We start from the raw sequence: 21,220 nt of genomic DNA on the forward strand, positions 1-21,220 counted from the left end.
ATAACAATAGAAACCATTAGTCTGGTATTAATTTTTGCCGTTATTAGTGTATACTTGATTTTGTGATGAGGGTCACGAAACAAGACCCCACTAAAAAATTCGACGAGGTAAGAATCATGAAAATCAAAACAACTGTAGCGGCGCTGAGCGTCCTGTCTGTCCTGTCATTCGGTGCTTTCGCGGCTGACGCCATTAATGCTGACCAGGCGCAATCCCGCCAGTCCATCGGTACGGTTTCTGTCGGTGCGGTAGGCACATCACCAATGGACATGCATGAGATGCTGAACAAAAAAGCGGAAGAAAAGGGTGCGTCATCCTATCGCATCATCGAAGCGCGTTCGGGCGACCACTGGCACGCCACCGCTGAGCTGTACAAATAAGTTTTAGTAATAACTGAAAACGTAAATCTTCACTCAACGGCACCAGGCATAAAAATAGCGGTTCAACCCTTCTCGCCGTTGAGTCAAAAACCCTATTCAGGAGTAAAGACTATGAAAACTCAATTGATCATCGCAACCCTCGGTCTGGCTTCCGTTCTCTCTTTCGGTGCGAGCGCAGCCGTACAGCAGGTAAATGCCGAACAGGCACAGAATCTCCAGCGTATGGGCAGCGTCTCCGTCACGTCTGTCACCGGTTCACCGATGGATATTCGTCACGAACTTGCCGCCAAAGCTGAAAAAGCAGGCGCCAGCAGCTATCGCGTCACCGAACTGAATCAGGGTGACCACTGGCATGCCACGGCAGAACTGTATAAATAAACCCTCGTCGTATCTCATCATACGACTTGCCCCTGGCCTCATGGTCAGGGGCTTTTTTCATTCAATGCCGCGCGTTAAAGCGCAGCTGTCCTTCCAGCTCTTCTTCCGCTTCATCGAACAGCAATATCAGCGCGCCAAAGCGTCTGCGCAGCTTATCGGGCAAATGGATGAACTCAATTTCCAGCGGTAGCGGCAACTGGCTGCCGGTGACCACGTCCCACAGCGTATCCAGATTCGTCACGCTCTCCCGTTCAAGCTCAAACACCCGAATAAATTCACGGTAGAAGTCTTCCTGACTGTCAATCTCGTCAAAATCAAACGTATAGGTTTTCATTGCCAGCTACCCTGTCCAGGCGAGCGGCAGATGCCGCCCTGTTTATTATAATCCCCCGATATGCAGGGTTTTCACTTCCAGATACTCTTCCAGCCCCAGCACGGAGCCCTCGCGTCCAAGACCTGACTCTTTTACGCCGCCAAAGGGACCCAGTTCCGTGGAAACGGCGCACTCGTTAATGCCGATCATCCCACTCTCGATGGCCTGCGAAACGCGGAAGACCCGCGAGAGATTTTGGGTATAGAAGTAAGCCGCCAGCCCGTAGGGCGTGTTATTGGCGCGCTGGATGACTTCATCTTCAGAGGTGAAGCGGAAGCACGCCGCAACCGGGCCAAACGTCTCTTCTTCAGCCAGCTTCATGCCTTCATGGCAGTCGCCCAGCACGGTTGGCATCCAGAAGTTCCCGCCAAGCGGATGGGGCTTACCGCCTGCCAGCACGGTTGCGCCTCGGGCGACGGCATCGTCGACATGCTCCCGCACCTTATCGAGCGCAGAAGATTCAATTAGCGGCCCGACGACGACGCCGTCCTCAAGACCATTACCCACCTTCAGCGCCTTCACGGCATCGGCAAGTTTATTCACAAACCTGTCGTAGACGGTTTCCTGAATGTAAAAACGGTTAACGCTGACGCAGACCTGCCCGGCATTGCGGAACTTGTTGGCAATCGCTCCCTTAACCGCCGCATCAATGTCCGCATCCTCAAAAACGATATACGGCGCATTGCCCCCCAGCTCCATCGAGACCTTCTTCATGGTTTCGGCGGCGTTGCGCACCAGCGTTTTGCCGACAGAGGTTGAACCGGTAAAGGAGATTTTACGCACGTCACGGCTGGCCATGATCGCATCGCTGATCTCATGCGTATTCCCGGCCACGGCGTTGAGCACGCCGTCGGGGACACCGGCCTGTTTAGCCAGCGCAAGCAGCGCAAAGGCACTGAGCGGGGTGTTATTGGCCGGTTTGATCACCCCGGTACACCCTGCCGCCAGCGCCGGGCCTAATTTGCGGGTGAGCATGGCCATCGGGAAGTTCCACGGCGTTATCGCCGCGACCACGCCAATGGGTTCGCGGGTTGCCAGAATGCGCGAGCCGGGTTTGATTGGTGGAATAATTTCGCCGTTCGCGCGCTTGGCCTCTTCAGCAAACCACTGGATAAAGCTGGCGGCGTACTCGACTTCCCCCTCCGCCTCTTTCAGCGGCTTACCCTGCTCGGTGGTCATTAGTCGCCCGAGCCAGCTTTTATTCTCAATAATCAGTTCGTACCAGCGGTACAGAATGGCCGAGCGTTCTTTCGCGGTTTTGGCACGCCAGGCCGGGAAGGCTTTGGTCGCCGCAGCGATTGCCTCTTCGGTTTGCGCTTTACCCGCTTTTGCAACTTTAGCAATGACCTCACCGGTCGCGGGGTTCAGCACATCAAACGTCGTGTCCAGCGTTTTCCAAATGCCGTTGACCAGATAACCGGTCTGAAAAAGGATATGGTCCTGAAGCGCCTGGGTCGTCATGTGTCCTCCCTTCCTGAAATGTAAGAACGTGCTGGAATAAGTATAGCCACAAAAAAACCGACGCTTTTGGCGTCGGTTTTTTTACTTCAGTCAGTTATCCGTGAGGGCATTCTGGTAGCGATGCAGCATAAACACCAGCCGTCCTACCGGCTCGGTCACCTGAGGCGGCGCCTCCCAGTGCTTGAGCTTCTCCTGGTAGATGTCGAGCTCTTCAAGCAGCTGCGTAAAGTAACGACGCCGTTTGTCATCGCTGCTGGCAGAAAGCACATGATCGGCGGTACGACGCAGCTGGCGGTGCCAGGCCGACAGATCGTCGTTTATCGGCACGGGCGCGTTACGCAGGCGCTGGTGTGCGATGATCATGGTTAACGCCAGGCGGAACTTCGCGATATCGCCCGGGAACTTGTTCAGCAGTAAAAACAGCTGCTGATAGAGCGCGGGAAGGTGGTTCTCTTTACGGCGCGCGGTATTGGTTGTCATCGACGACACGGCCGCCGACACAAACTGATTCAACAACACGCGCCCCGTCCTTGCCTGCGAATTATCGCGAACCAGCAGAATCACCATCATTGCCAGGAAGCAGCCCACCAGCTGACCTAACGCGCTGTCGAGGAACTGGCTGAAATGGAAGGTCATCGGGTTATCCAGCACGATGATGTTAATCGTACTCGCCAGCGCCCCCAGCGATCCCAGCCGCCGCTTTTGCACCTCAATGCCGATAAAGAACGCCATCACCGCCAGGCTAATACAGAGCAGCAGCATGCTCTGCTGCGTCGACGGGATGATGACCAGGAAATAGAGCGCGCCAATCGGCAGCGCGGCAATGGTGCCGTACAGAAAATCAATGGCGACCATACGCGGGTTAGGCAGACGCATCGCCAGCGCGGTTACGACAGCAATCATCACCATTGCGCCGCTGCCGGACGTCCAGCCCGTCCACAGCCAGAACAGCGTGCCGAGCATGCAGGCGAGCGTGGTGCGCCAGAAGTTGACCATGGCGTGATGACGCTCGGCGGATTCCGCCTTGATCACCACTTCTCCCTGCAGCACCTCTTCTTCCGCCGCGCTGATTTTGGTGTTGCCGATCACGCCGCGTTTCAGGAGCAGATAGCGCGTCGCGGCGCCGACCCAGGTGTAGATGGTTACCGGCGTGTCGCGCTCCCCGGTCCAGGCAATCACCCGGCGCATGCGCTTAAGCTGCTTATGCACGTCCTGCACGGTTTCTACCGGCTCGGCAAACAGTTCGCGGAACGTATCGGTGACCGCTTCCGGCCGGGTGTTCTGAATCAGGTAGGTTTCGCATGCCTGGGTAATCAGCGTCAGAGAGACGGTGTTGAGGGCTTTCAGGCGACGATTCGCGCGGGCCCAGCGTGACGACTCCATGTTAAGGTTGCTGCGCATCCCTTCCAGCGCCTGGGTGCGGCGAACCAGCCCGCTCCAGGCTTTATCCACCTCTTCGCTGTCGCCATGCTTAATGCAGAGCTGCATCAGCTGGTACTGGGCGACAATCAGGGCATCAAGCTCACGGTCGACTTCCTGCTTGATGGAGCGCGGGGAGAACAGCAGGTCCGCGACAATCGCACTGACAATACCAATCACAATTTCGCTGCAGCGCTCTACCGCAAACTGAGGAGCGAGCAGCGGCTCGGACTGGATGGTGATGATAATAATCAGCGCGGTATAGCCCGCCAGACCCCAGGCGTAGGAGTTCTCCACCTTCACCAGAGACGAGATCCAGGTACAAAAACCCGCCCAGATGCAGCAGACCATCAGCATCAGCAGCGGGGTGCGGATCATCAGAATAATAATGGTGAGCGCCGCAAAACAGCCGATGAACGTCCCGATGATACGCAGCATCCCGCGATAGCGGATCGCACCAGAGTAAGGCTCTCCACCCGCGGCGAAGGCCGGACCCGCCGCAACAATGGCGGCCGTCAGCACTGCCCAGCGAGGCGTTTCAAGCTGGAAGTGGAAGCCGACAAACAGCGCCAGCACAATGGCGCACGCCAGCTTCACGGCGAAGCGAATGTGCTGGCTGGCGATGGAAAAAATGCCCATAGCGATTAACCAAACTCGCGCAGGCGGTGGGCAATTTTACGGAAGAACGAGTCCTGGCTGGCATCCCTGTCTTTTTCACCGGTAATCACCACCGTCGCCGTGGTCCCCGCAGGCCACAGGTTGCCCTGCTGTTCGTCCAGATGGATACGCACCGGCACCCGCTGGGCCAGACGCACCCACTCCAGGTTGGAATCCACCGTTGCCATCCCTTTGGCATCGTTCGAGCTGCTGGAGTTAGTCACCCCTGCCGCGACGCTGTCGACGGTACCTTTAAAGACGCGGTTGCTGCCCAGCGGCGTGATTTCGGCCCGATAGCCCGGACGCACGCCTTCCAGCTTGGTCTCTTCCATATAGGCAAGCACGTAGAAGGAGTTCTGCTTAACCAGCGCCACGGCGGTTGAACCACGGGTAATGAATTCCCCGGCATAGACGTTCAGGTTGGTTACCCAACCATCCGACGGGGCGCGGATCACGGTGCGCTCCAGATCGAGCTTAGCGAGATCGCGCGTGGCTTGCGCTTTCGCCAGCTGGTGCAGCACGGTTTGCAGCACGTTGTTGGACTGATCGATCTCTTCGCGGGACATGGCCTGAACGCCCAGCTGATTGCGGCGGCCTGCCTCGCGGCGTTTCTCCGAAGCCAGCGCCTGGTAATAGGCCACGTCGGCTTCCGCCTCTTCCAGCGCTTTCTGATAACGAGGCTGGTCAATGGTGAACAGCACCTGATCTTTCTTCACCAGCTGGTTATCGTGAACGTTGACCGCCGTGATAAGACCGGCCACGTCAGGAGCAATGGCCACCACATCGGCGCTGAAGCGTGCATCACGCGTCCACGGCGATTCGGTGTAATAAACCCAGGCGCGGAAAATAGCGATGAAGGCGAGGATAACCAGCGCCATGGTGATGGCAGTGCGGGAGATTTTTCTTGTTAGCGTTTTCACATCAACCTCAGACAAACATGCGCGATATCAGGTAAAACAGGCAGCAATACAGCGCGGTATTGAACAATGCAGGGTGCCAGACGAAATCGTAGATCCCGGTAGGGACCAGCACCTTACGCACCAGCCAGAAGATCGCCAGTGATAAAAGAAGCTCGAAAAATATCGGTGGGAACGACAGACCGAACACCACGATAACGGGAAACAGACTCATGTTGACCTTGATAAGAGAGAGTGCAGGCTTCAGAATTTTTTAGCGTGCGCCTTCGCAGGAGGGCAAGAAACGCCGGGCGAGAATGGCGCAGCCGTTATGTAATAAATAATATATTAACGTAACTGTTATGCTGTTATCTATAATATGTGATCTAAATCACTTTTAAGCCAGAGTGAACAATGGAACGTTTAAAACGCATGTCGGTCTTTGCCAAAGTGGTTGAACTGGGTTCGTTTACCGCCGCGGCACGCCAGCTTCAGATGAGCGTCTCATCCATCAGCCAGACGGTGTCTAAACTGGAAGATGAGCTTCAGGTCAAGCTGCTCAACCGCAGTACCCGCAGCATTGGGCTGACGGAAGCGGGTAAAATTTACTATCAGGGTTGCCGACGCATGATGCACGAAGTGCAGGACGTCCACGAACAGCTCTACGCCTTCAACAACACCCCCATTGGTACGCTGCGCATCGGGTGTTCTTCAACTATGGCACAAAATGTTCTCGCTGCCATGACTGCGGATATGCTGAAGGAGTACCCCGGGCTGACCGTCAATCTGGTGACGGGTATCCCGGCGCCGGATCTGATTGCCGACGGGCTGGATGTGGTGATCCGCGTCGGCGCGCTGCAGGATTCCAGCCTGTTCTCGCGTCGACTGGGGAGCATGCCGATGGTCGTCTGCGCCTCGAAGAGCTATCTGGCGCAGTACGGTGTTCCGGAAAAGCCTGCCGATCTCACCAACCACTCGTGGCTGGAGTACAGCGTGCGGCCCGACAATGAATTTGAGCTGATTGCCCCGGAAGGGATCTCCACCAGGCTGCTGCCGGAAGGGCGGTTTGTCACTAACGATCCGATGACCATTTCGCGCTGGCTGGTGGCCGGGGCCGGGATCGCCTACGTACCGTTGATGTGGGTGATCAACGAGATCAACAGCGGCGTGCTGGAGATCCTCTTCCCACGCTATCAGTCCGATCCGCGTCCGGTGTACGCCCTGTATACCGAAAAAGACAAACTCCCTCTCAAGGTACAGGTGTGTATTAACTATCTGACCGAGTATTTTGTGGACGTGGCGGAGCTGTTTCAGGGCATGCGCGGAAGAAGAAAGGAATAATTGATTTATCCGTGAAAGTATATGAGCGATGAATATTTCCAGGATGAATCACATCCGCATTCTGGAATATTCCCTCGTTACTATCAGGAATAGCTAATTGACACTCCTGCCGCCCGCCCATTACTTTATATGCAGTCTGTTCATCAGGCTGTTATTAATTTGTTACTGATATGAATAATAAAATGTATTCCGCAGGATGACGTTAAACAAGGAAAAGAAATGAATCTCTTTGAACAAACACCGCCTTCACGCAGGCGCTATGGGCTCGCCGCGTTCATCGGTTTAATTGCAGGTATTGTCTCCGCCTTTGTCAAATGGGGAGCCGAAGTGCCGCTTCCGCCCCGCAGCCCCACCGATTTATTCACCGGCGCATGTGGACCTGAGGAATTAATAAGGGCCGCAAGCCAGATTGACTGCTCACGTAATTTTTTAAACCCTCCCTATGTATTTTTACGCGACTGGCTGGGCGTTGTTGACCCTAACGCGGCAGTTTATACATTTGCCGGACATATATTTAACTGGGTCGGCGTGACGCATATTATTTTCTCAATCGTCTTCGCCGTAGGCTATTGTGTAGTGGCAGAAGTCTTCCCGAAAATTAAACTCTGGCAGGGTTTGCTGGCGGGTGCGTTAGCTCAGCTTTTTGTTCATATGATCTCCTTCCCGCTGATGGGGCTGACGCCACCGCTGTTCGAGCTGCCGTGGTATGAACACGTGTCAGAGATCGTGGGCCATCTGGTCTGGTTCTGGTCGATCGAAATCATTCGTCGTGACTTGCGTAACCGCATCACTCACGAGCCGGATCCGGAGATACCGCTGGGTAACTTACGTTAAAAAAAAAAAGGCGCTACATCGGTAGCGCCATTTTTTTATGCTTGGTCAGGTCAGGCGGTACCGCCCACCGTCAGGTTGTCCACCTTCAGCGTTGGCTGGCCCACGCCCACCGGCAGGCTCTGGCCCTCTTTGCCGCAGACGCCTACGCCGTTATCCAGCTTGAGATCGTTGCCGACCATCGAGATCTGCTGCATGGCTTCAATACCGGAGCCAATCAGGGTTGCACCTTTCACCGCTTTGGTCACTTTACCTTTCTCGATCAGATACGCTTCTGACGTGGAGAAAACAAACTTACCGGAGGTGATGTCCACCTGGCCGCCGCCAAAGTTAGGCGCAAAGATACCGTAATCAACGGATTCGATAATTTCCTGCGGCGTAGATTTTCCCGGCAGCATGTAAGTATTGGTCATGCGCGGCATCGGCAGGTGTGCGTAAGATTCACGGCGGCCGTTGCCCGTCGGCGCAACGCCCATCAGGCGCGCGTTGAGTTTGTCCTGCATGTAGCCTTTCAGCACGCCGTTTTCGATCAGCACATTGTACTGGCCCGGAGTGCCTTCATCGTCGATAGCCACCGAGCCGCGACGATCGCGCATGGTGCCGTCATCCACTACGGTGCACAGCTCAGAGGAGACGAGCTGTCCGATCTGACCGCTGAACACGGACGTTCCGCGACGGTTAAAGTCGCCTTCCAGACCGTGACCCACCGCCTCATGCAGCAGCACGCCCGGCCAGCCGGCGCCAAGCACTACCGGGAATGACCCCGCCGGCGCCGCGACGGCATTCAGATTCACCAGCGCCATGCGAACGGCTTCTTTTGCCCACGCGTCAGCGCGCGCTTCACCGTCGACATCGGCCAGGAACCAGTCATAGCCGAAACGACCGCCGCCGCCGCTTGAGCCGCGCTCGCGCTTGCCGTCGTCATCGACCTGCACGCTAATGGAGAGACGCACCAGCGGGCGGACATCCGCCGCGAGGGTACCGTCCGTTGCGGCCACCAGAATCAACTCATACACGCCGCTCAGGCTGGCAGAGACTTCCTGCACGCGTTTATCCGCAGCACGGGCGACCTTGTCCACGCGGCGCAGGATGTCCAGCTTCTCTTCACGGCTCATGCTCTGGAGCGGATCGATGCTGGTATAGAGCGCAGAGTGCTGCACTTCTCCCAGGGTTTTCACACGACCGTCACCGGTATCGCGCACGATGGTGCGCGCGGCCTGCGCGCTCTGCTCAAGTGCGGCAAGGCTAATCTGGTCGGCATAGGCAAAACCGGTTTTTTCCCCGCTGACGGCACGGACGCCGACGCCCTGGTCGATGTTGTAAGAGCCATCTTTAATGATGCTGTCTTCTAAAACCCAGGATTCGTGATAGCTCGACTGGAAATAGAGATCGCCGTAGTCGAGACGGCGTTCGGTCAGTTGACCAAGAATGGAGAACAGGTCCTGATGGCTCAGGCCGTTCGCTGCGAGCAAATGTTCACTTACCAGGTTCAGACTCATCGTATTGCTACTCGTTCGTTGCCGCCCGTGGCGGTAAAAAGATCGTATTTATTGAGAGTGAGGCAATTACCTGCCCACGTCAAATCATTGCTGTGCATCTTTGCGCGGCTGGCGCAGCACCTCGTTAATCTGCGGTTTATCGACCGGACCGGTAATACGGTAGCGCAGAATGGAGACCTTGCTCCACAGTGGCCCCAGCACCTTGCTGGCGGCAAATACCGCCGCACCGACAATCGGGTTCACCACAAAGGCCGCCGCAACGCCCACGCTCGCGGAAATTTCCGGCGCTACGACGGCTTCCATATCCAGCTCGCGGCGCACGAGGTTAACGGAGCCTTTCATGGCGATATCCGCCTCCAGGCCGTCCACCAGCGTGTCATCGGTATGCAGAACGCCGTCTTTGATCCAGGCCGTGCTGCGGATGGAATCGTAGTAGAAACCTTCGCTGAAGGTATCGCTGAAGTCGAAACGCAGCTTGCGCAGCAGCGCATCAAAACTCAGCAGGCGCAGGATCTGTCCGGCGCGCCCCGTGCTCACGTCGGCGATTTCACCTTTGCCGAAGCGGGTTTTCAGAATGCCGTTCAGCGAGGCTTCATCAGGCCTCCACGGGGCATCCCGCCAGTGAAGATCGTAATCGACGTCAAATGACGAGCCGCGCAGCGGCGTGGTGATGCCAAAGAAATTGGCTGCCGCATCCAGCTTGTTGCCTTTAATATCGCCCTTCAGGGACGTTCGCTGCTCGCCCGGCTTATTGACCCATTCCCCGGCGGCCGTCATGCGGCCAAAACCGGTATCAACCAGGCCGCCGGAAAGCGTAAGCGTGTTTGCCCGGATAGCGAAATCACCGTCGATACGACCGTATTTTTGCCCCCACAGCCAGCACTCCGCGCAGCGCAGCTGGAGATCGGGCCAGCCGCTAAAATCGATGCGGGAGGTTTGACCCAGCGGCGACGTGGCTGCCGGTTTGTCTTTCCCGCTCGCGGCGCTCGCCGGATTGTAGTAGAGGTAGCGGATTGCCGCCTGCCACGGCGCGCGATCGCGCATGGTCAGCGTACCGTTGATCTCTCTGCCCTGGGCCTCCACCTTCGTGCCGTTAACGACAGGCTGCGAAACAATACTCAGGTTGTTCCACTGCTGTCCGCCCAGCATCAGCGACGGTGTGCGTACGGTAATGGTTTGCGGGAACTGAGCGGTTTGATCGACATTTTGCCCAACGCCTTTCTGGAACAACGCCAGCCACTCTGCACCGTCCATCGGCGGGAGATTCAGCTCAATGCCCGCCTGCTCCGGCAGCGGCGGCGTGGAGCGGCTATCCGTTGTCCAGATGGCTTTGTCGAGAGTGAGCTTTTTGTTAAGCAGCCAGCGGCTGTTGAAGTGGTTTGTCCCGCCCGCGCTTCCGGTCAGCGCGAAGCTGTTCAGATTGCCATCGACGTTAAGCTTGACCGGCAGCGGCTGCCCGGCCTGTTTATCCAGCGGCGCAGGAAGCTGGCTGCGAAGGTTTTTCAGATCGCCGGTGATGTCGACCTTGTACTGGGCACCCGCGTGATAAGGCAGATCGATGGCCACTTTCCCCTGCCAGGCGACCGCGCCGGCCACTGACGCCTCAAGCGGCTTCGGCAGGACATCCATTCGCGCTGGCTGCCAGTTACCGTCCAGATTGACGGCCACCTGATAGGCCTTTTCGCCCTCGGTGGTGGTGAAGTCAATATTCACCGGCTGGTTAAACCAGCTGGCGGTCAGCGGCTCGCTCCTGAGGTTACCGTTCACAAAGCTAAACTGCCCGCTGAGGTTTTTCAGGGTGCTCTCAAGGGGTTTGATATACAGGCTGTTGTTCTTCAGACGGACATCACCTTTGGCGGTGGTCATCTCTCCGTCCAGCGGGATATCAAGATGTAAGCGAGCATTCACATCGCCATCAAGCTGGAGCTGCTGAAGCGTCGCGGCCAGCGACTCTTTCAGGGGGGTGTCCTCAAAGTACGGACCTACCGCCTTGCCGGGACCGCTGATGTCGGCGTCAATCAGCAGCTTCTCTTTTGAGTAGTCTGGAATGTTGGCCGTCAGGTTGCTGGCCGTTACGCCGCCCAGCGCCACGCTGTCGGACTTCATCCACAGCCCGTCATTGAGGAAGTTAAGCTCGATATCCAGGTTTTCCAGCGCGGGCCAGCCCGGCTGGAACGCGAAGGTGGCGTTGTGCAGCGGCACCAGGACCTGGAACTGGCCTTCATTATGTTTGTACGGGAAAAGATGCGGATTACCGCCGTAGACCAGCGTGGCGTTGTCCGCCTGCCCGCCCTGAATCGCACCGCTCAGATAGTCTACCAGCGCTTTGCCCATCAGGTTTTCCGGGAAATAGCGCCAGGCCTGAGAGCCGTCATCGGTACTGATCCCGGCGAGAATCCCCAGCCACGGTTCATCACCATCAGGCTGCAGATAGCGGAAGTCGCCGCGCGCGTGCACCGCTTTGGCTTTCACATCAATATGGCGGCCATCAAGCTGGAAACCCTTATCGTTGCGAAGCCAGTTCAGTACCGCGTCGCCCTGTTCGATTTCCAGCGGCGCGCGGAAGACCGTCTCGTAAGGCATTTTGGCGTTGTGCATATCTACCGTCAGCCTGCCGTTTTCGACGCTGCCTTCCAGCTTGCCGCTAAAGTGCTCCGCCCCCGGCAGCAGCTTCCACTGCTTCCAGGCAAGATCTTTCCACGTTGCCTGGAAGCGGGTTTTTTCCGTCGCCTGCAGCGGGATATCCAGCGCCAGAGCGTCTATCTGCCCGCTCGGCTGCGTTGCCAGCCAGATGTCGCCGAGGTCCGGGGAAATCTTTGCCGCCATCGAGCGCAGCCCTTCAATGGCAGCTAAATCGAGATTGCTGGCGCGGATGCGCAGCTCGTCGCTGCGTTTACTGCCCTTGCCGCCCACGTCCTGCTCCGGCATCCAGGCCAGCGTCAGCGCACCGCGCGGCCACGGCTTGCCGTCCATGGTGATGCGCGTATCCGGAATGGCAAATTGCCAGCCCTCTTTTTCCTGCGTTACGTGTGCGGTGAGGTTATCGACGGAAAGCTGATGCTGCTGTTTTTCGCCTTTCCAGCTTGCGCCCCCCTGTTTGAGCCAGATATCGCCGCTGGCAAATTCACCTTTCGTCAGGGTCAGCCAGCCTTCAAGGCTGAAGCGGGCCGTTTCCAGCTGCATATTCTGCTGGATCCAGTCGCCCAGCCACGGCTTCACGTCGACGTCGTCGGCCTGCAGCCAGACTTTGCCGTTGTTTAACAGGCCGTCATCGTCCCGCAGATCCATGCGCACCTGCATCACGCCATGCTGGCCGTTCAGGCTGGAGAGGCTCACCTGTCCTTCAGCGCGGTGTCGATTTTTGCCGTTGAGCCAGGTCAGCTGCGGGATCGCGAGTTCGGCGCGCTGGCCGGAAAGCGTAATAAAGCTCACCTCACTGTCGCGCAGATCGAAATGATCGAACTGGCGGAGGAAAAGATCGCTGAAATGGTTAGCTTCCAGTCCTTGACTATTATCACCGCCGGAGATGGGCGTATTGGTCAGAAACTGGAGCTGGTAAAAGGTGAGATCGCGGAACTGCCAGCGAAAATGCAGCAGGCTTTGCCAGACGTCCAGCGCCAGGGTCACGCGTTTGATGTTGAGGTGGCCACCGTCTTTCAGGCTGGCGTTGATGTCGCGGACATCGAGCGTCGGGCCAAAATTCTGCCAGCTAGCGCTAATCTGGCTGACGTTGACCGGCACGCCGGTAGTGGATTCGATTTTCGCCAGCAGCTGCGGACGCCAGCTGTCCAGATGCGGCAATACGAGGCGTAGCCCGCTCACGAGCAACGCGACAATCACGACCAGCGTTGCCCCTGTAAGCAATAAAATCCCCGGCAATCGCCTCACGCATCTCTCCTTGTCAGCTTTCGTCACGCAGCGTACTGCGTTTTACATCATCACGACGTCAAACTGCTCCTGGTTATAGAGCGGTTCAATTTGTACTTTTACCTGTTTGCCGACAAAGATTTCCACTTCCGCCAGCGCGTGTGACTCTTCGCCTTTCAGCGCTTCAGCCACCGCAGGGGAAGCATAGACCAGAAAACGATCGGAGTCGTAGGCGTGATGAACACGGACGATTTCTCGCATAATTTCGTAGCAGACGGTCTCAACCGTCTTTACCGTTCCGCGTCCATGGCAGGTTGGGCATTCATTACACAGCACATGCTCAACGCTTTCACGGGTACGCTTACGCGTCATTTCCACCAGCCCCAGCTGTGAGAAGCCGTTGATGCTGGTTTTCACGCGGTCTTTACTCAGCGCCTGCTCCAGAGAATGTAGCACCCGGCGGCGGTGGTCTTCATTACTCATATCGATAAAGTCGATGATGATAATGCCGCCCAGATTGCGCAGACGCAGCTGGCGCGCAATCGCCTGCGTGGCTTCGATGTTGGTGTTGAAGATGGTGTCATCCAGGTTGCGATGGCCGACAAACGCGCCGGTGTTAATGTCGACCGTGGTCATCGCTTCGGTCTGGTCGATAATCAGATACCCGCCGGATTTCAGTTCGACCTTACGCTCCAGGGCGCGCTGGATCTCGTTTTCGACATCATAGAGATCGAAGATCGGCTGACGCCCGGTGTAATGCTCCAGCAGGCCCGGCATTTCCGGAATGTATTCAGCGGTAAACTCCAGCAGGGCCTCATACGTCAGGCGAGAGTCCACGCGGATGCGGTCGAGCTGCGCATCGGCAAAGTCGCGCAGAACGCGCTGCGCCAGCGCCAGCTCACCGTAAAGCTGGTAGCGGGTCTGGTTGCGTTTTTTACGCTCCATCACTTTGGTCCAGACGCGCTTCAGGTAAGCCGCATCCGAGGCCAGATCTTCTTCGCTAATCCCTTCCGCCGCGGTGCGGATGATAAACCCGCCCTGCTCATCGCAGTAGGCGCTGACCACTTTTTTCAGACGCTCGCGCTCGCTTTCGCTCTCAATACGCTGTGAAACGCCCACGTGCGACGCGCCCGGCATAAAGACCAGATAGCGGGAAGGTAAGGTGATGTCGGTGGTCAGACGGGCGCCTTTGGTACCGAGGGGATCTTTTACCACCTGCACCATCAGATCCTGTCCCTGACGCACCAGCTCGGAAATATCGCGCACGGCAAACTGCTTTTGCTCTTCGCCCGCGACGCACTCGGTGTGCGGCATGATATCGGAGGCATGTAAAAACGCCGCCTTATCGAGTCCAATATCTACAAAAGCCGCCTGCATACCCGGTAGTACACGACTGACACGACCTTTGTAGATATTGCCTACTATTCCGCGCCGCGCTTCACGCTCAATATGAATTTCCTGAAGAATGCCACCATCAATATAGGCCACACGGGTTTCCGATGGCGTTACGTTTACCAACAATTCAGCCGTCATAATTATCCCTTCCCTCACGCAGTGAGTTAAAATTGCTCAGCAACTCATACGTTTCCACCAGCGGTAAGCCGACTACGGCGTGATAGCTGCCATGAATCTTCCTGACAAAACAGCCACCCAGCCCCTGAATACCGTATGCACCTGCTTTATCCATCGGTTCACCGCTGGCAATATACGCGGCGATGTCGTCGTCGGTAAGCACTCTGAACGTCACTTCTGTCACCACCAGGCAATCCAGCACGTGCTGGCTGTCAGCCAGCGCGACGGCGGTCATCACCTGATGCGTTTGTCCGGACATTTTGCGCAGCATGCGCGCCGCATCATCGGCGTCGCGCGGTTTCTCCAGCACTTCACCGTTAAGAATAACGATGGTATCTGCTCCCAGCACGGGAAGATCGCGTGGCACACTGGCCACGCCCGCCTGCGCTTTTTCGCGCGCCAGACGTGACACGTACTGTTGAGCACTTTCACCCTCAGCACGTTTTTCTTCAATGCCGGTCACGATGCGTTCAAAAGAGACCCCGAGCTGCGTCAGGAGTTCCTGACGGCGCGGAGAGCCGGAAGCGAGATACAAAGACGTCATAGAAACCTTTTATTGCACAGCAAACTGCTGGCGAACCTTACGCATCAGCAGGAACAGCCACGGCCAGAGCACACCGTTTACTACACTACTCCAGAACACTTCCGGTCGGAAAGAGACGTTGATCACTAAAAACTCTGCCCAGAAAACAACGATATCCGCAGCAAGCGACAACAGCATCACCACCAGGGCCTGTTGCCAGAGCGCGAGGTTGCGAAAGAGCTGGAATTTGAGTGCGACGAGGTACGCAATAATACTCATGGACAAGGCGCGTACGCCAAGCGTAGAGCCACTGATGAGATCCAGTATGGCACCCATCACAAAACCTGTGCCGACATTTACGCGATGCGGCAGGGCAAGGATCCAGTAGAGCAAAATGAGCAATACCCAGTTTGGCCGGAAAACAAGAATGTTATCCGGCCAGGGCATCACTTGAAGTAACAGCGCGATGAGAAACGAGAGCCAGATGACCCAGCGTCCCTGGCTACGATAGCTTGCCACTACTGCCCTCCCGAAGAGAGTTTAGGCGGTGGCGGCGCATCCGGCAGCGGCTGCGTTAACCCTGTTGCCGGCGCCGGAACTGGCGCAGGTGGCCCCATGGAATCCGCTGGCGGGAGAACCTGCGGCATCATCTGCATCAGGCGCTCATTCGCCACACGATGCACCTCTTCAGGCGTCATCGGGTTAGCACCGTTACGATCGGCGCCCCACAGCAGCAGCAGATAGCGCAAACGCTGTAAACCGGCGGTTGGACGCGCCTGAATAACGGTATAGGCACGCTGCGTATCCAGCTTCACCGAAGAGACCACCGCAACCGGATAGCCTTCAGGGAAGCGGCCACCCAGACCGGAGGTCACCAGCACATCGCCCACGCGGATATCCGTGTTTGCCGGCAGGTGTTCCAGCTGCAGGTCGTCCGTACAGCCGTTTCCGGCCGCAATCACGCGGATGTCGTTGCGCAGAACCTGGATCGGCAGCGCATGCGTGGCATCGCAAATCAGCAGCACGCGGCTGGTCAGTTTGGCCACGGCGACAACCTGGCCCACAACGCCTTTATCACTGATAACAGGCTGACCTTCATACACGCCGTTCACGCTCCCTTTGTCGATCACAACCTGATCGCTGTAGGGGTCGTTCACGGTCGAGATCACCTGAGTGACCATTTTCTGCTCATCCTGACGCAGCGGCGAGCCGAGCAGTTCGCGCAGACGCGCGTTTTCCTGCTTGTATTGCCCCAGCATCAGCAGTTCACTGTTTTTCAGCAACAGTTCCTGACGTAATGCCCGGTTTTCGAGTTCGAGTTGGTCGCGCGAAGACAGCGTTTGAGAAACGGAGTCGAGCAGTTCACGGGGACCATTTGAAACAAAGTAGAAAGGACTGACGGCGGTATCCATGTACGTTCTGATTTGGCTGAACGTACCGAGGCGGCTATCGGCAATAATGACCCCAAGCGCAACCAGAACCGCCAGAATGAGGCGAAACTGTAGCGATGGGCCACGGCTAAAAATTGGCTTCATAGGCTATGCGTATTCTCGCGTCAGAGAGAAAGGGTAGCAAATTGCTACCCTCTCAAACTCGACTACTCTTCGCTGAACAAATCGCCGCCGTGCATGTCGATCATTTCCAGCGCCTTGCCACCACCACGGGCGACGCAAGTCAGTGGATCTTCTGCAACTACGACAGGAATACCTGTCTCTTCCATTAACAGGCGGTCGAGGTTACGCAGCAGCGCACCACCACCGGTCAGAACCATACCGCGCTCGGAGATATCGGACGCCAGCTCTGGTGGACACTGTTCCAGCGCAACCATTACCGCGCTCACGATGCCCGTCAGCGGTTCCTGCAGTGCTTCCAGAATTTCGTTAGAGTTCAGGGTGAAACCGCGTGGTACACCTTCAGCCAGGTTACGGCCGCGCACTTCGATCTCACGCACTTCATCGCCCGGATACGCAGAGCCGATTTCGTGTTTGATACGCTCTGCGGTGGCTTCACCGATCAGAGAGCCGTAGTTACGGCGCACATAATTAATGATGGCTTCGTCGAAGCGGTCACCGCCGATACGTACGGAAGAGGAGTACACCACGCCGTTCAGAGAGATAACGGCCACTTCAGTGGTACCACCACCGATGTCCACCACCATAGAACCGGTTGCTTCAGACACTGGCAGACCCGCACCGATGGCTGCAGCCATTGGTTCTTCAATCAGGAACACTTCACGTGCCCCTGCACCCTGGGCAGATTCACGGATAGCGCGACGTTCTACCTGGGTTGCGCCAACCGGCACACATACCAGGACACGCGGGCTTGGACGCATGAAGCTGTTGCTGTGAACCTGCTTGATGAAGTGCTGAAGCATTTTTTCAGTCACGAAGAAGTCGGCGATAACGCCGTCTTTCATTGGGCGAATAGCGGCGATGTTGCCAGGGGTACGACCCAGCATCTGCTTCGCGTCATGACCCACTGCGGCCACGCTTTTCGGCGAGCCTGCACGATCCTGACGAATGGCCACAACGGAAGGCTCATTCAATACGATGCCTTGTCCTTTTACGTAAATAAGGGTATTCGCGGTACCCAGGTCAATGGACAGGTCATTGGAAAACATGCCACGAAATTTTTTCAACATACTAAGGGATAATCCTGAAAGCTGGGGCGGAAAACAAAATCCGCTTACTTTACCAACCACACGCAGCAGCGACAAGGCGCAAAAATCATCTGCAACGGTGAAAATTTGTGCAGTACGTTTCCTGATGTTACAAAATCATCCCCTGACTCCCTCAGGGCTGAGTAAACAGTAGCGTTCCCCACTGACGTTTGTAACCCGTTAAAGGTCGTTCACTGGCTTTTTGCTCGACATACTCAAAGCTACAGGCGCGATATTCTACGTGAAAACAGCGTAAACGGCAGGTCAAACAGAGTATCTTTGCAAATATTTTTTCACGTTGGTGTCAAGCGGCTGAGAGGCAGCAAAAAAATCCCCCTGACCACCCATGACGCCGCGCTCTGTTAACATCTGCCATTCGGCTCTGGACCGCACGCCCGTAGCAAATACTTGTGTTCGCGTTCCCTTGCAGGCTTCTACCAGACTCTGCACCAGCAGCTGGTTTTCCGTACGCTTCTCAATATTCCTTACCAGCCCTGGATGGAGCTTTAATAACTCGACATCCAGCTCCTTGATCCAGTCGGTACTGACCAGCGTTAAGCCTGCCTGCGTCACCGCAACACGCGCGCCCAGCGCGTTGATCAAACGTACCACCGGACGTAACCGGCTGATGTGTTGACCTACATCAGCCTCAGCAAGTTCAAAAATAATGTGTTTGCGTTGCGATTTTTCGCACTGCATTAATGTATCACGTAACCAGCGCTGGAAACGGGGACGTATTAACGACTCCACGGTCACCTGTAACGCGAGGTTTTCTTCCGGCCAGAAGGATAAAAACGGCATCAGGCGGGTAATTTGCTGGCGGTCATACTCTTCGGACAGGCCAAATTGCAGCACCATCGGCAGATATTCCGCCGAGATCACCTCTTCCGTCCCGTCAAAAATACGACACATCAGTTCACGATGATGCACGTTGCCGTTTTTCATGACCGCGGGTTTTTGATAGATACGTGGCCCGCCGCGGCTCAGCATTTGCTCAATCAACGTACGCCAGCGCACGTTGCCGCGCCCTTTTTCCGGCAGCGAGTCATCGTAAACCGCCCATCCGTTGGCCCCCTGCAACACCGCGTTGCGGGTGGCGGCTTCCGCATGCTCCATCACCTGTTCTGTCGATTGCCCGCCGCGCCAGGCGCAGATCCCCATGTGGACCATATCGTCCCTGTCGAGCATTTTGCTTTGCGGCAGCGCATCCACCGCCTTCAGCAGCTGGCTGGCGATGCTTTCCGACTCCTTCAGCGTGCGGTGCGGCAACAACACGGCAAAGTCGCTGCGGTGATAGCGGGCCAGCAGCGCGCCCGGGTAGCGCATAATAAAGGTGGAGAGCAGGTTGATCAGCGTAAAGAGATTTTCTTCCGCAACCCGCTGTCCCCAGGTGTCGCGCAGGAGATCGAAATCGGGCAGGCGAATCATCATCACGACCCCGTGCGTCCCCACTTTTTCTGAATCGTCGAGCAGCGTGGCGAGCTGATTATCAAAGAAAAGGCGGTTGTTAAGGCCGGTTTTATTATCCTGCGCCGCATAAGAGCGGATCAGCGTATCCATACGGCTGCGCTGGTCGCTGGCAAACTGGATTTCGGAGAGCAGGGTATCCAGCGCGCTGCTGGCGCGTGCCGGCCACTCGTGAACAGAGCCGCGCACCTGCGGGCCTCGTTCGCCGTTAAGGATCCTTACGGAGCGCATCTCCAGGAGTTCCTGGCCGGAGAGCTGGCGGCGCAGCCAGCGGACCGCGAGAAAAATCAGCAGGACGATAAACGCAACGGCGACGGTGAGCGGCGCGGTGGTCATCATGGAACGGAAATAGCTGGCCATCGGATCGAGGTAGACCATGCGTATGGTCATCCCCGGATTTTTAAGGGAGTGCACCGTCACTTCCCGGTACTGGCTCACTACGCCCGCAGGATGGTAGCTTCCCGAGCGTTCGTGGCTCAACACACGATGCGTTCCCTGCTGAATGTCGATCTGAACAATATCAACAGGTACCATCAACTCATCAAGCTCGCGAGTAAGCGCCGGTAGCGGCGTTGTCAGCAGGCGCGTATCAATCACCGATGCAACAGACTGTACCCGATTGACCAGCTTGTCCTGAATGGCGTTGTAAAAGCTCAAAGAACAGCCCAGAAGGGTGACAAAAATGGTAAGCCCCGTCAGCAAGGTGATAAAAGCTGAGAACTTCGTCGTTAATCGCATCCTTGAGATTACTCCGTGGGTTGATGGGGTAGCGAGTAAGCGCTAACTTGCATTTCAAATGCGGCATACTACCAAATCGGGCGTATCTGGCAATTTATTGCGTTAAATCGGCACTGCGTTTCCCTGAGCGAGTATAGTCTTCACAAATTATTTTCCAATCATCTGAGTCGAGAGGACCCCGTATGCAGGCTTTGATCTTAGAACAGCAGGACGGCAAAACGCTTGCCTCGGTGCAGGCGGTAGAAGAGCATCGCCTGCCGGAAGGCGACGTCACCGTCGACATCGACTGGTCCAGTTTAAATTATAAAGATGCGCTGGCGATTACCGGTAAGGGTAAAATCATCCGAAATTTCCCTATGGTGCCGGGAATTGACTTCGCGGGCCGGGTTCATACCAGCGAGGATCCGCGCTTCCATCCGGGCCAGCAGGTGCTGCTCACCGGCTGGGGCGTAGGTGAAAATCACTGGGGCGGGCTGGCCACACAGGCGCGCGTGAAGGGCGACTGGCTGGTACCGATGCCGAAAGGCATGGATGGCCGCAAGGCGATGATCGTCGGCACCGCGGGCTTTACCGCCATGCTGTGCGTGATGGCGCTGGAAGAGGCGGGCATCCGCCCTGAGTCGGGGGAAATTGTCGTCACCGGCGCCAGCGGCGGCGTGGGCAGCACGGCGGTCACGCTGCTGCACAAGCTGGGCTATCAGGTCGCTGCGGTGACCGGCCGTGAAAGTACCCACGACTACCTGCGCCAGCTCGGAGCCAGCCGCATTCTTGGCCGCGACGAATTCGCGGAAACCCGTCCGCTGGAAAAACAGGTCTGGGCCGGGGCGGTGGATACCGTTGGAGACAAGGTGCTGGCAAAAGTGCTGGCGCAGATGAACTACGGCGGCTGCGTGGCGGCCTGCGGGCTGGCGGGCGGATTTGCCCTGCCCACCACCGTGATGCCCTTTATTCTGCGTAACGTCCGCCTGCAGGGCGTGGATTCCGTGATGACACCTGCGGCGCGTCGAACAGAGGCATGGGAACGTCTGGTACGCGACCTGCCAGAATCGTTCTACACCCAGAGCGCCACGGAGATAACCCTTAGCCAGGCGCCGGACTATGCCAGTAAGATCATGGACAACCAGTTCCACGGTCGCGCGCTGGTGAAAATCGCCTAATC

18 protein-coding genes are annotated in these 21,220 nt (G+C 56.7%); 5 read left to right on the top strand and 13 right to left on the bottom strand.

Annotated features, from left to right (window positions below; all coding sequences use genetic code 11):
* Positions 1-116 precede the first annotated feature (116 nt).
* A complete protein-coding gene (gene yhcN / locus ACJBF3_RS08260; protein ID WP_045329692.1) occupies positions 117-380 on the top strand; it encodes a peroxide/acid stress response protein YhcN in 264 nt (87 codons plus the stop codon).
* 111 nt (positions 381-491) lie between these two features.
* Positions 492-758, top strand: a complete 267-nt coding sequence (gene yhcN / locus ACJBF3_RS08265; protein ID WP_045329690.1) for a peroxide/acid stress response protein YhcN — start codon at positions 492-494, stop codon at positions 756-758.
* Between the two features lie 61 nt (positions 759-819).
* Here yhcN (ACJBF3_RS08265) and ACJBF3_RS08270 read toward each other — a convergent pair whose 3' ends face one another.
* The 5 genes from ACJBF3_RS08270 to aaeX form a co-directional block, all read right to left on the bottom strand.
* Entirely contained in the window at positions 820-1,092 is a 273-nt protein-coding gene (locus ACJBF3_RS08270; protein WP_045329689.1) for a barstar family protein, read from the bottom strand.
* Positions 1,093-1,137: 45 nt separating this feature from the next.
* Positions 1,138-2,592, bottom strand: coding sequence for an NAD-dependent succinate-semialdehyde dehydrogenase (locus tag ACJBF3_RS08275; protein ID WP_045329687.1), 1,455 nt, complete (start codon positions 2,590-2,592; stop codon positions 1,138-1,140).
* Between the two features lie 90 nt (positions 2,593-2,682).
* Positions 2,683-4,650: a p-hydroxybenzoic acid efflux pump subunit AaeB gene (aaeB, locus tag ACJBF3_RS08280; protein WP_045329685.1), complete on the bottom strand. Its 1,968-nt coding sequence runs from the start codon at positions 4,648-4,650 to the stop codon at positions 2,683-2,685.
* Between the two features lie 5 nt (positions 4,651-4,655).
* Entirely contained in the window at positions 4,656-5,588 is a 933-nt protein-coding gene (gene aaeA / locus ACJBF3_RS08285) for a p-hydroxybenzoic acid efflux pump subunit AaeA (RefSeq protein ID WP_045329683.1), read from the bottom strand.
* Between the two features lie 7 nt (positions 5,589-5,595).
* Positions 5,596-5,799, bottom strand: a complete 204-nt coding sequence (gene aaeX, locus ACJBF3_RS08290) for a p-hydroxybenzoic acid efflux pump operon protein AaeX (protein ID WP_003860416.1) — start codon at positions 5,797-5,799, stop codon at positions 5,596-5,598.
* A gap of 179 nt (positions 5,800-5,978) precedes the next feature.
* Between aaeX and aaeR the strand changes: the two genes are divergently transcribed.
* Both aaeR and ACJBF3_RS08300 read left to right on the top strand, forming a co-directional pair.
* Positions 5,979-6,905: an HTH-type transcriptional activator AaeR gene (gene aaeR, locus ACJBF3_RS08295; protein ID WP_032642431.1), complete on the top strand. Its 927-nt coding sequence runs from the start codon at positions 5,979-5,981 to the stop codon at positions 6,903-6,905.
* A gap of 219 nt (positions 6,906-7,124) precedes the next feature.
* Positions 7,125-7,739 (top strand): YagU family protein, encoded by a 615-nt coding sequence (locus ACJBF3_RS08300; RefSeq protein WP_045329681.1) that lies wholly within the window; start codon positions 7,125-7,127, stop codon positions 7,737-7,739.
* A gap of 50 nt (positions 7,740-7,789) precedes the next feature.
* Here the strand turns inward: ACJBF3_RS08300 and tldD are convergent, their stop codons facing one another.
* The 8 genes from tldD to csrD form a co-directional block, all read right to left on the bottom strand.
* The gene (gene tldD / locus ACJBF3_RS08305) at positions 7,790-9,235 is read right to left on the bottom strand and encodes a metalloprotease TldD (protein WP_047716087.1); all 1,446 of its coding nucleotides are present in this window, start codon (positions 9,233-9,235) and stop codon (positions 7,790-7,792) included.
* Positions 9,236-9,319: 84 nt separating this feature from the next.
* Entirely contained in the window at positions 9,320-13,123 is a 3,804-nt protein-coding gene (yhdP, locus tag ACJBF3_RS08310; protein WP_045329678.1) for an AsmA2 domain-containing protein YhdP, read from the bottom strand.
* Between the two features lie 42 nt (positions 13,124-13,165).
* Entirely contained in the window at positions 13,166-14,635 is a 1,470-nt protein-coding gene (gene rng, locus ACJBF3_RS08315; protein ID WP_008502847.1) for a ribonuclease G, read from the bottom strand.
* A complete protein-coding gene (locus ACJBF3_RS08320; protein ID WP_045329676.1) occupies positions 14,625-15,218 on the bottom strand; it encodes a nucleoside triphosphate pyrophosphatase in 594 nt (197 codons plus the stop codon). The genes rng and ACJBF3_RS08320 overlap by 11 nt, the downstream gene beginning before the upstream one ends.
* Positions 15,219-15,227: 9 nt before the next feature.
* Positions 15,228-15,716: a rod shape-determining protein MreD gene (mreD, locus tag ACJBF3_RS08325; RefSeq protein WP_045329674.1), complete on the bottom strand. Its 489-nt coding sequence runs from the start codon at positions 15,714-15,716 to the stop codon at positions 15,228-15,230.
* On the bottom strand, positions 15,716-16,732 hold the full coding sequence (gene mreC / locus ACJBF3_RS08330) for a rod shape-determining protein MreC (protein WP_023309400.1): 1,017 nt from the start codon (positions 16,730-16,732) through the stop codon (positions 15,716-15,718). Before mreC ends, mreD begins: the two co-directional genes overlap by 1 nt.
* A gap of 62 nt (positions 16,733-16,794) precedes the next feature.
* Positions 16,795-17,838 (bottom strand): rod shape-determining protein MreB, encoded by a 1,044-nt coding sequence (gene mreB / locus ACJBF3_RS08335; RefSeq protein ID WP_000913396.1) that lies wholly within the window; start codon positions 17,836-17,838, stop codon positions 16,795-16,797.
* A gap of 282 nt (positions 17,839-18,120) precedes the next feature.
* Entirely contained in the window at positions 18,121-20,061 is a 1,941-nt protein-coding gene (csrD, locus tag ACJBF3_RS08340) for an RNase E specificity factor CsrD (RefSeq protein ID WP_047723262.1), read from the bottom strand.
* A 182-nt stretch (positions 20,062-20,243) separates the two neighbouring features.
* Between csrD and ACJBF3_RS08345 the strand changes: the two genes are divergently transcribed.
* The gene (locus tag ACJBF3_RS08345) at positions 20,244-21,218 is read left to right on the top strand and encodes an MDR family oxidoreductase (RefSeq protein ID WP_045329672.1); all 975 of its coding nucleotides are present in this window, start codon (positions 20,244-20,246) and stop codon (positions 21,216-21,218) included.
* Positions 21,219-21,220 lie beyond the last annotated feature (2 nt).

Origin of the sequence: Enterobacter sp. PP-008-ECC_S150 (assembly GCF_045257065.1) — a bacterium.
In the GTDB taxonomy this organism is placed as follows: Bacteria; Pseudomonadota; Gammaproteobacteria; order Enterobacterales; family Enterobacteriaceae; genus Enterobacter; species Enterobacter chengduensis.

Coding starts and splice junctions, on each gene's coding strand:
- yhcN (WP_045329692.1), top strand. CDS start 117: ATGAAAATCAAAACAACTGTAGCGGCGCTGAGCGTCCTGTCTGTCCTG.
- yhcN (WP_045329690.1), top strand. CDS start 492: ATGAAAACTCAATTGATCATCGCAACCCTCGGTCTGGCTTCCGTTCTC.
- ACJBF3_RS08270 (WP_045329689.1), bottom strand. CDS start 1,092: ATGAAAACCTATACGTTTGATTTTGACGAGATTGACAGTCAGGAAGAC.
- ACJBF3_RS08275 (WP_045329687.1), bottom strand. CDS start 2,592: ATGACGACCCAGGCGCTTCAGGACCATATCCTTTTTCAGACCGGTTAT.
- aaeB (WP_045329685.1), bottom strand. CDS start 4,650: ATGGGCATTTTTTCCATCGCCAGCCAGCACATTCGCTTCGCCGTGAAG.
- aaeX (WP_003860416.1), bottom strand. CDS start 5,799: ATGAGTCTGTTTCCCGTTATCGTGGTGTTCGGTCTGTCGTTCCCACCG.
- aaeR (WP_032642431.1), top strand. CDS start 5,979: ATGGAACGTTTAAAACGCATGTCGGTCTTTGCCAAAGTGGTTGAACTG.
- ACJBF3_RS08300 (WP_045329681.1), top strand. CDS start 7,125: ATGAATCTCTTTGAACAAACACCGCCTTCACGCAGGCGCTATGGGCTC.
- tldD (WP_047716087.1), bottom strand. CDS start 9,235: ATGAGTCTGAACCTGGTAAGTGAACATTTGCTCGCAGCGAACGGCCTG.
- rng (WP_008502847.1), bottom strand. CDS start 14,635: ATGACGGCTGAATTGTTGGTAAACGTAACGCCATCGGAAACCCGTGTG.
- ACJBF3_RS08320 (WP_045329676.1), bottom strand. CDS start 15,218: ATGACGTCTTTGTATCTCGCTTCCGGCTCTCCGCGCCGTCAGGAACTC.
- mreC (WP_023309400.1), bottom strand. CDS start 16,732: ATGAAGCCAATTTTTAGCCGTGGCCCATCGCTACAGTTTCGCCTCATT.
- mreB (WP_000913396.1), bottom strand. CDS start 17,838: ATGTTGAAAAAATTTCGTGGCATGTTTTCCAATGACCTGTCCATTGAC.
- csrD (WP_047723262.1), bottom strand. CDS start 20,061: ATGCGATTAACGACGAAGTTCTCAGCTTTTATCACCTTGCTGACGGGG.
- ACJBF3_RS08345 (WP_045329672.1), top strand. CDS start 20,244: ATGCAGGCTTTGATCTTAGAACAGCAGGACGGCAAAACGCTTGCCTCG.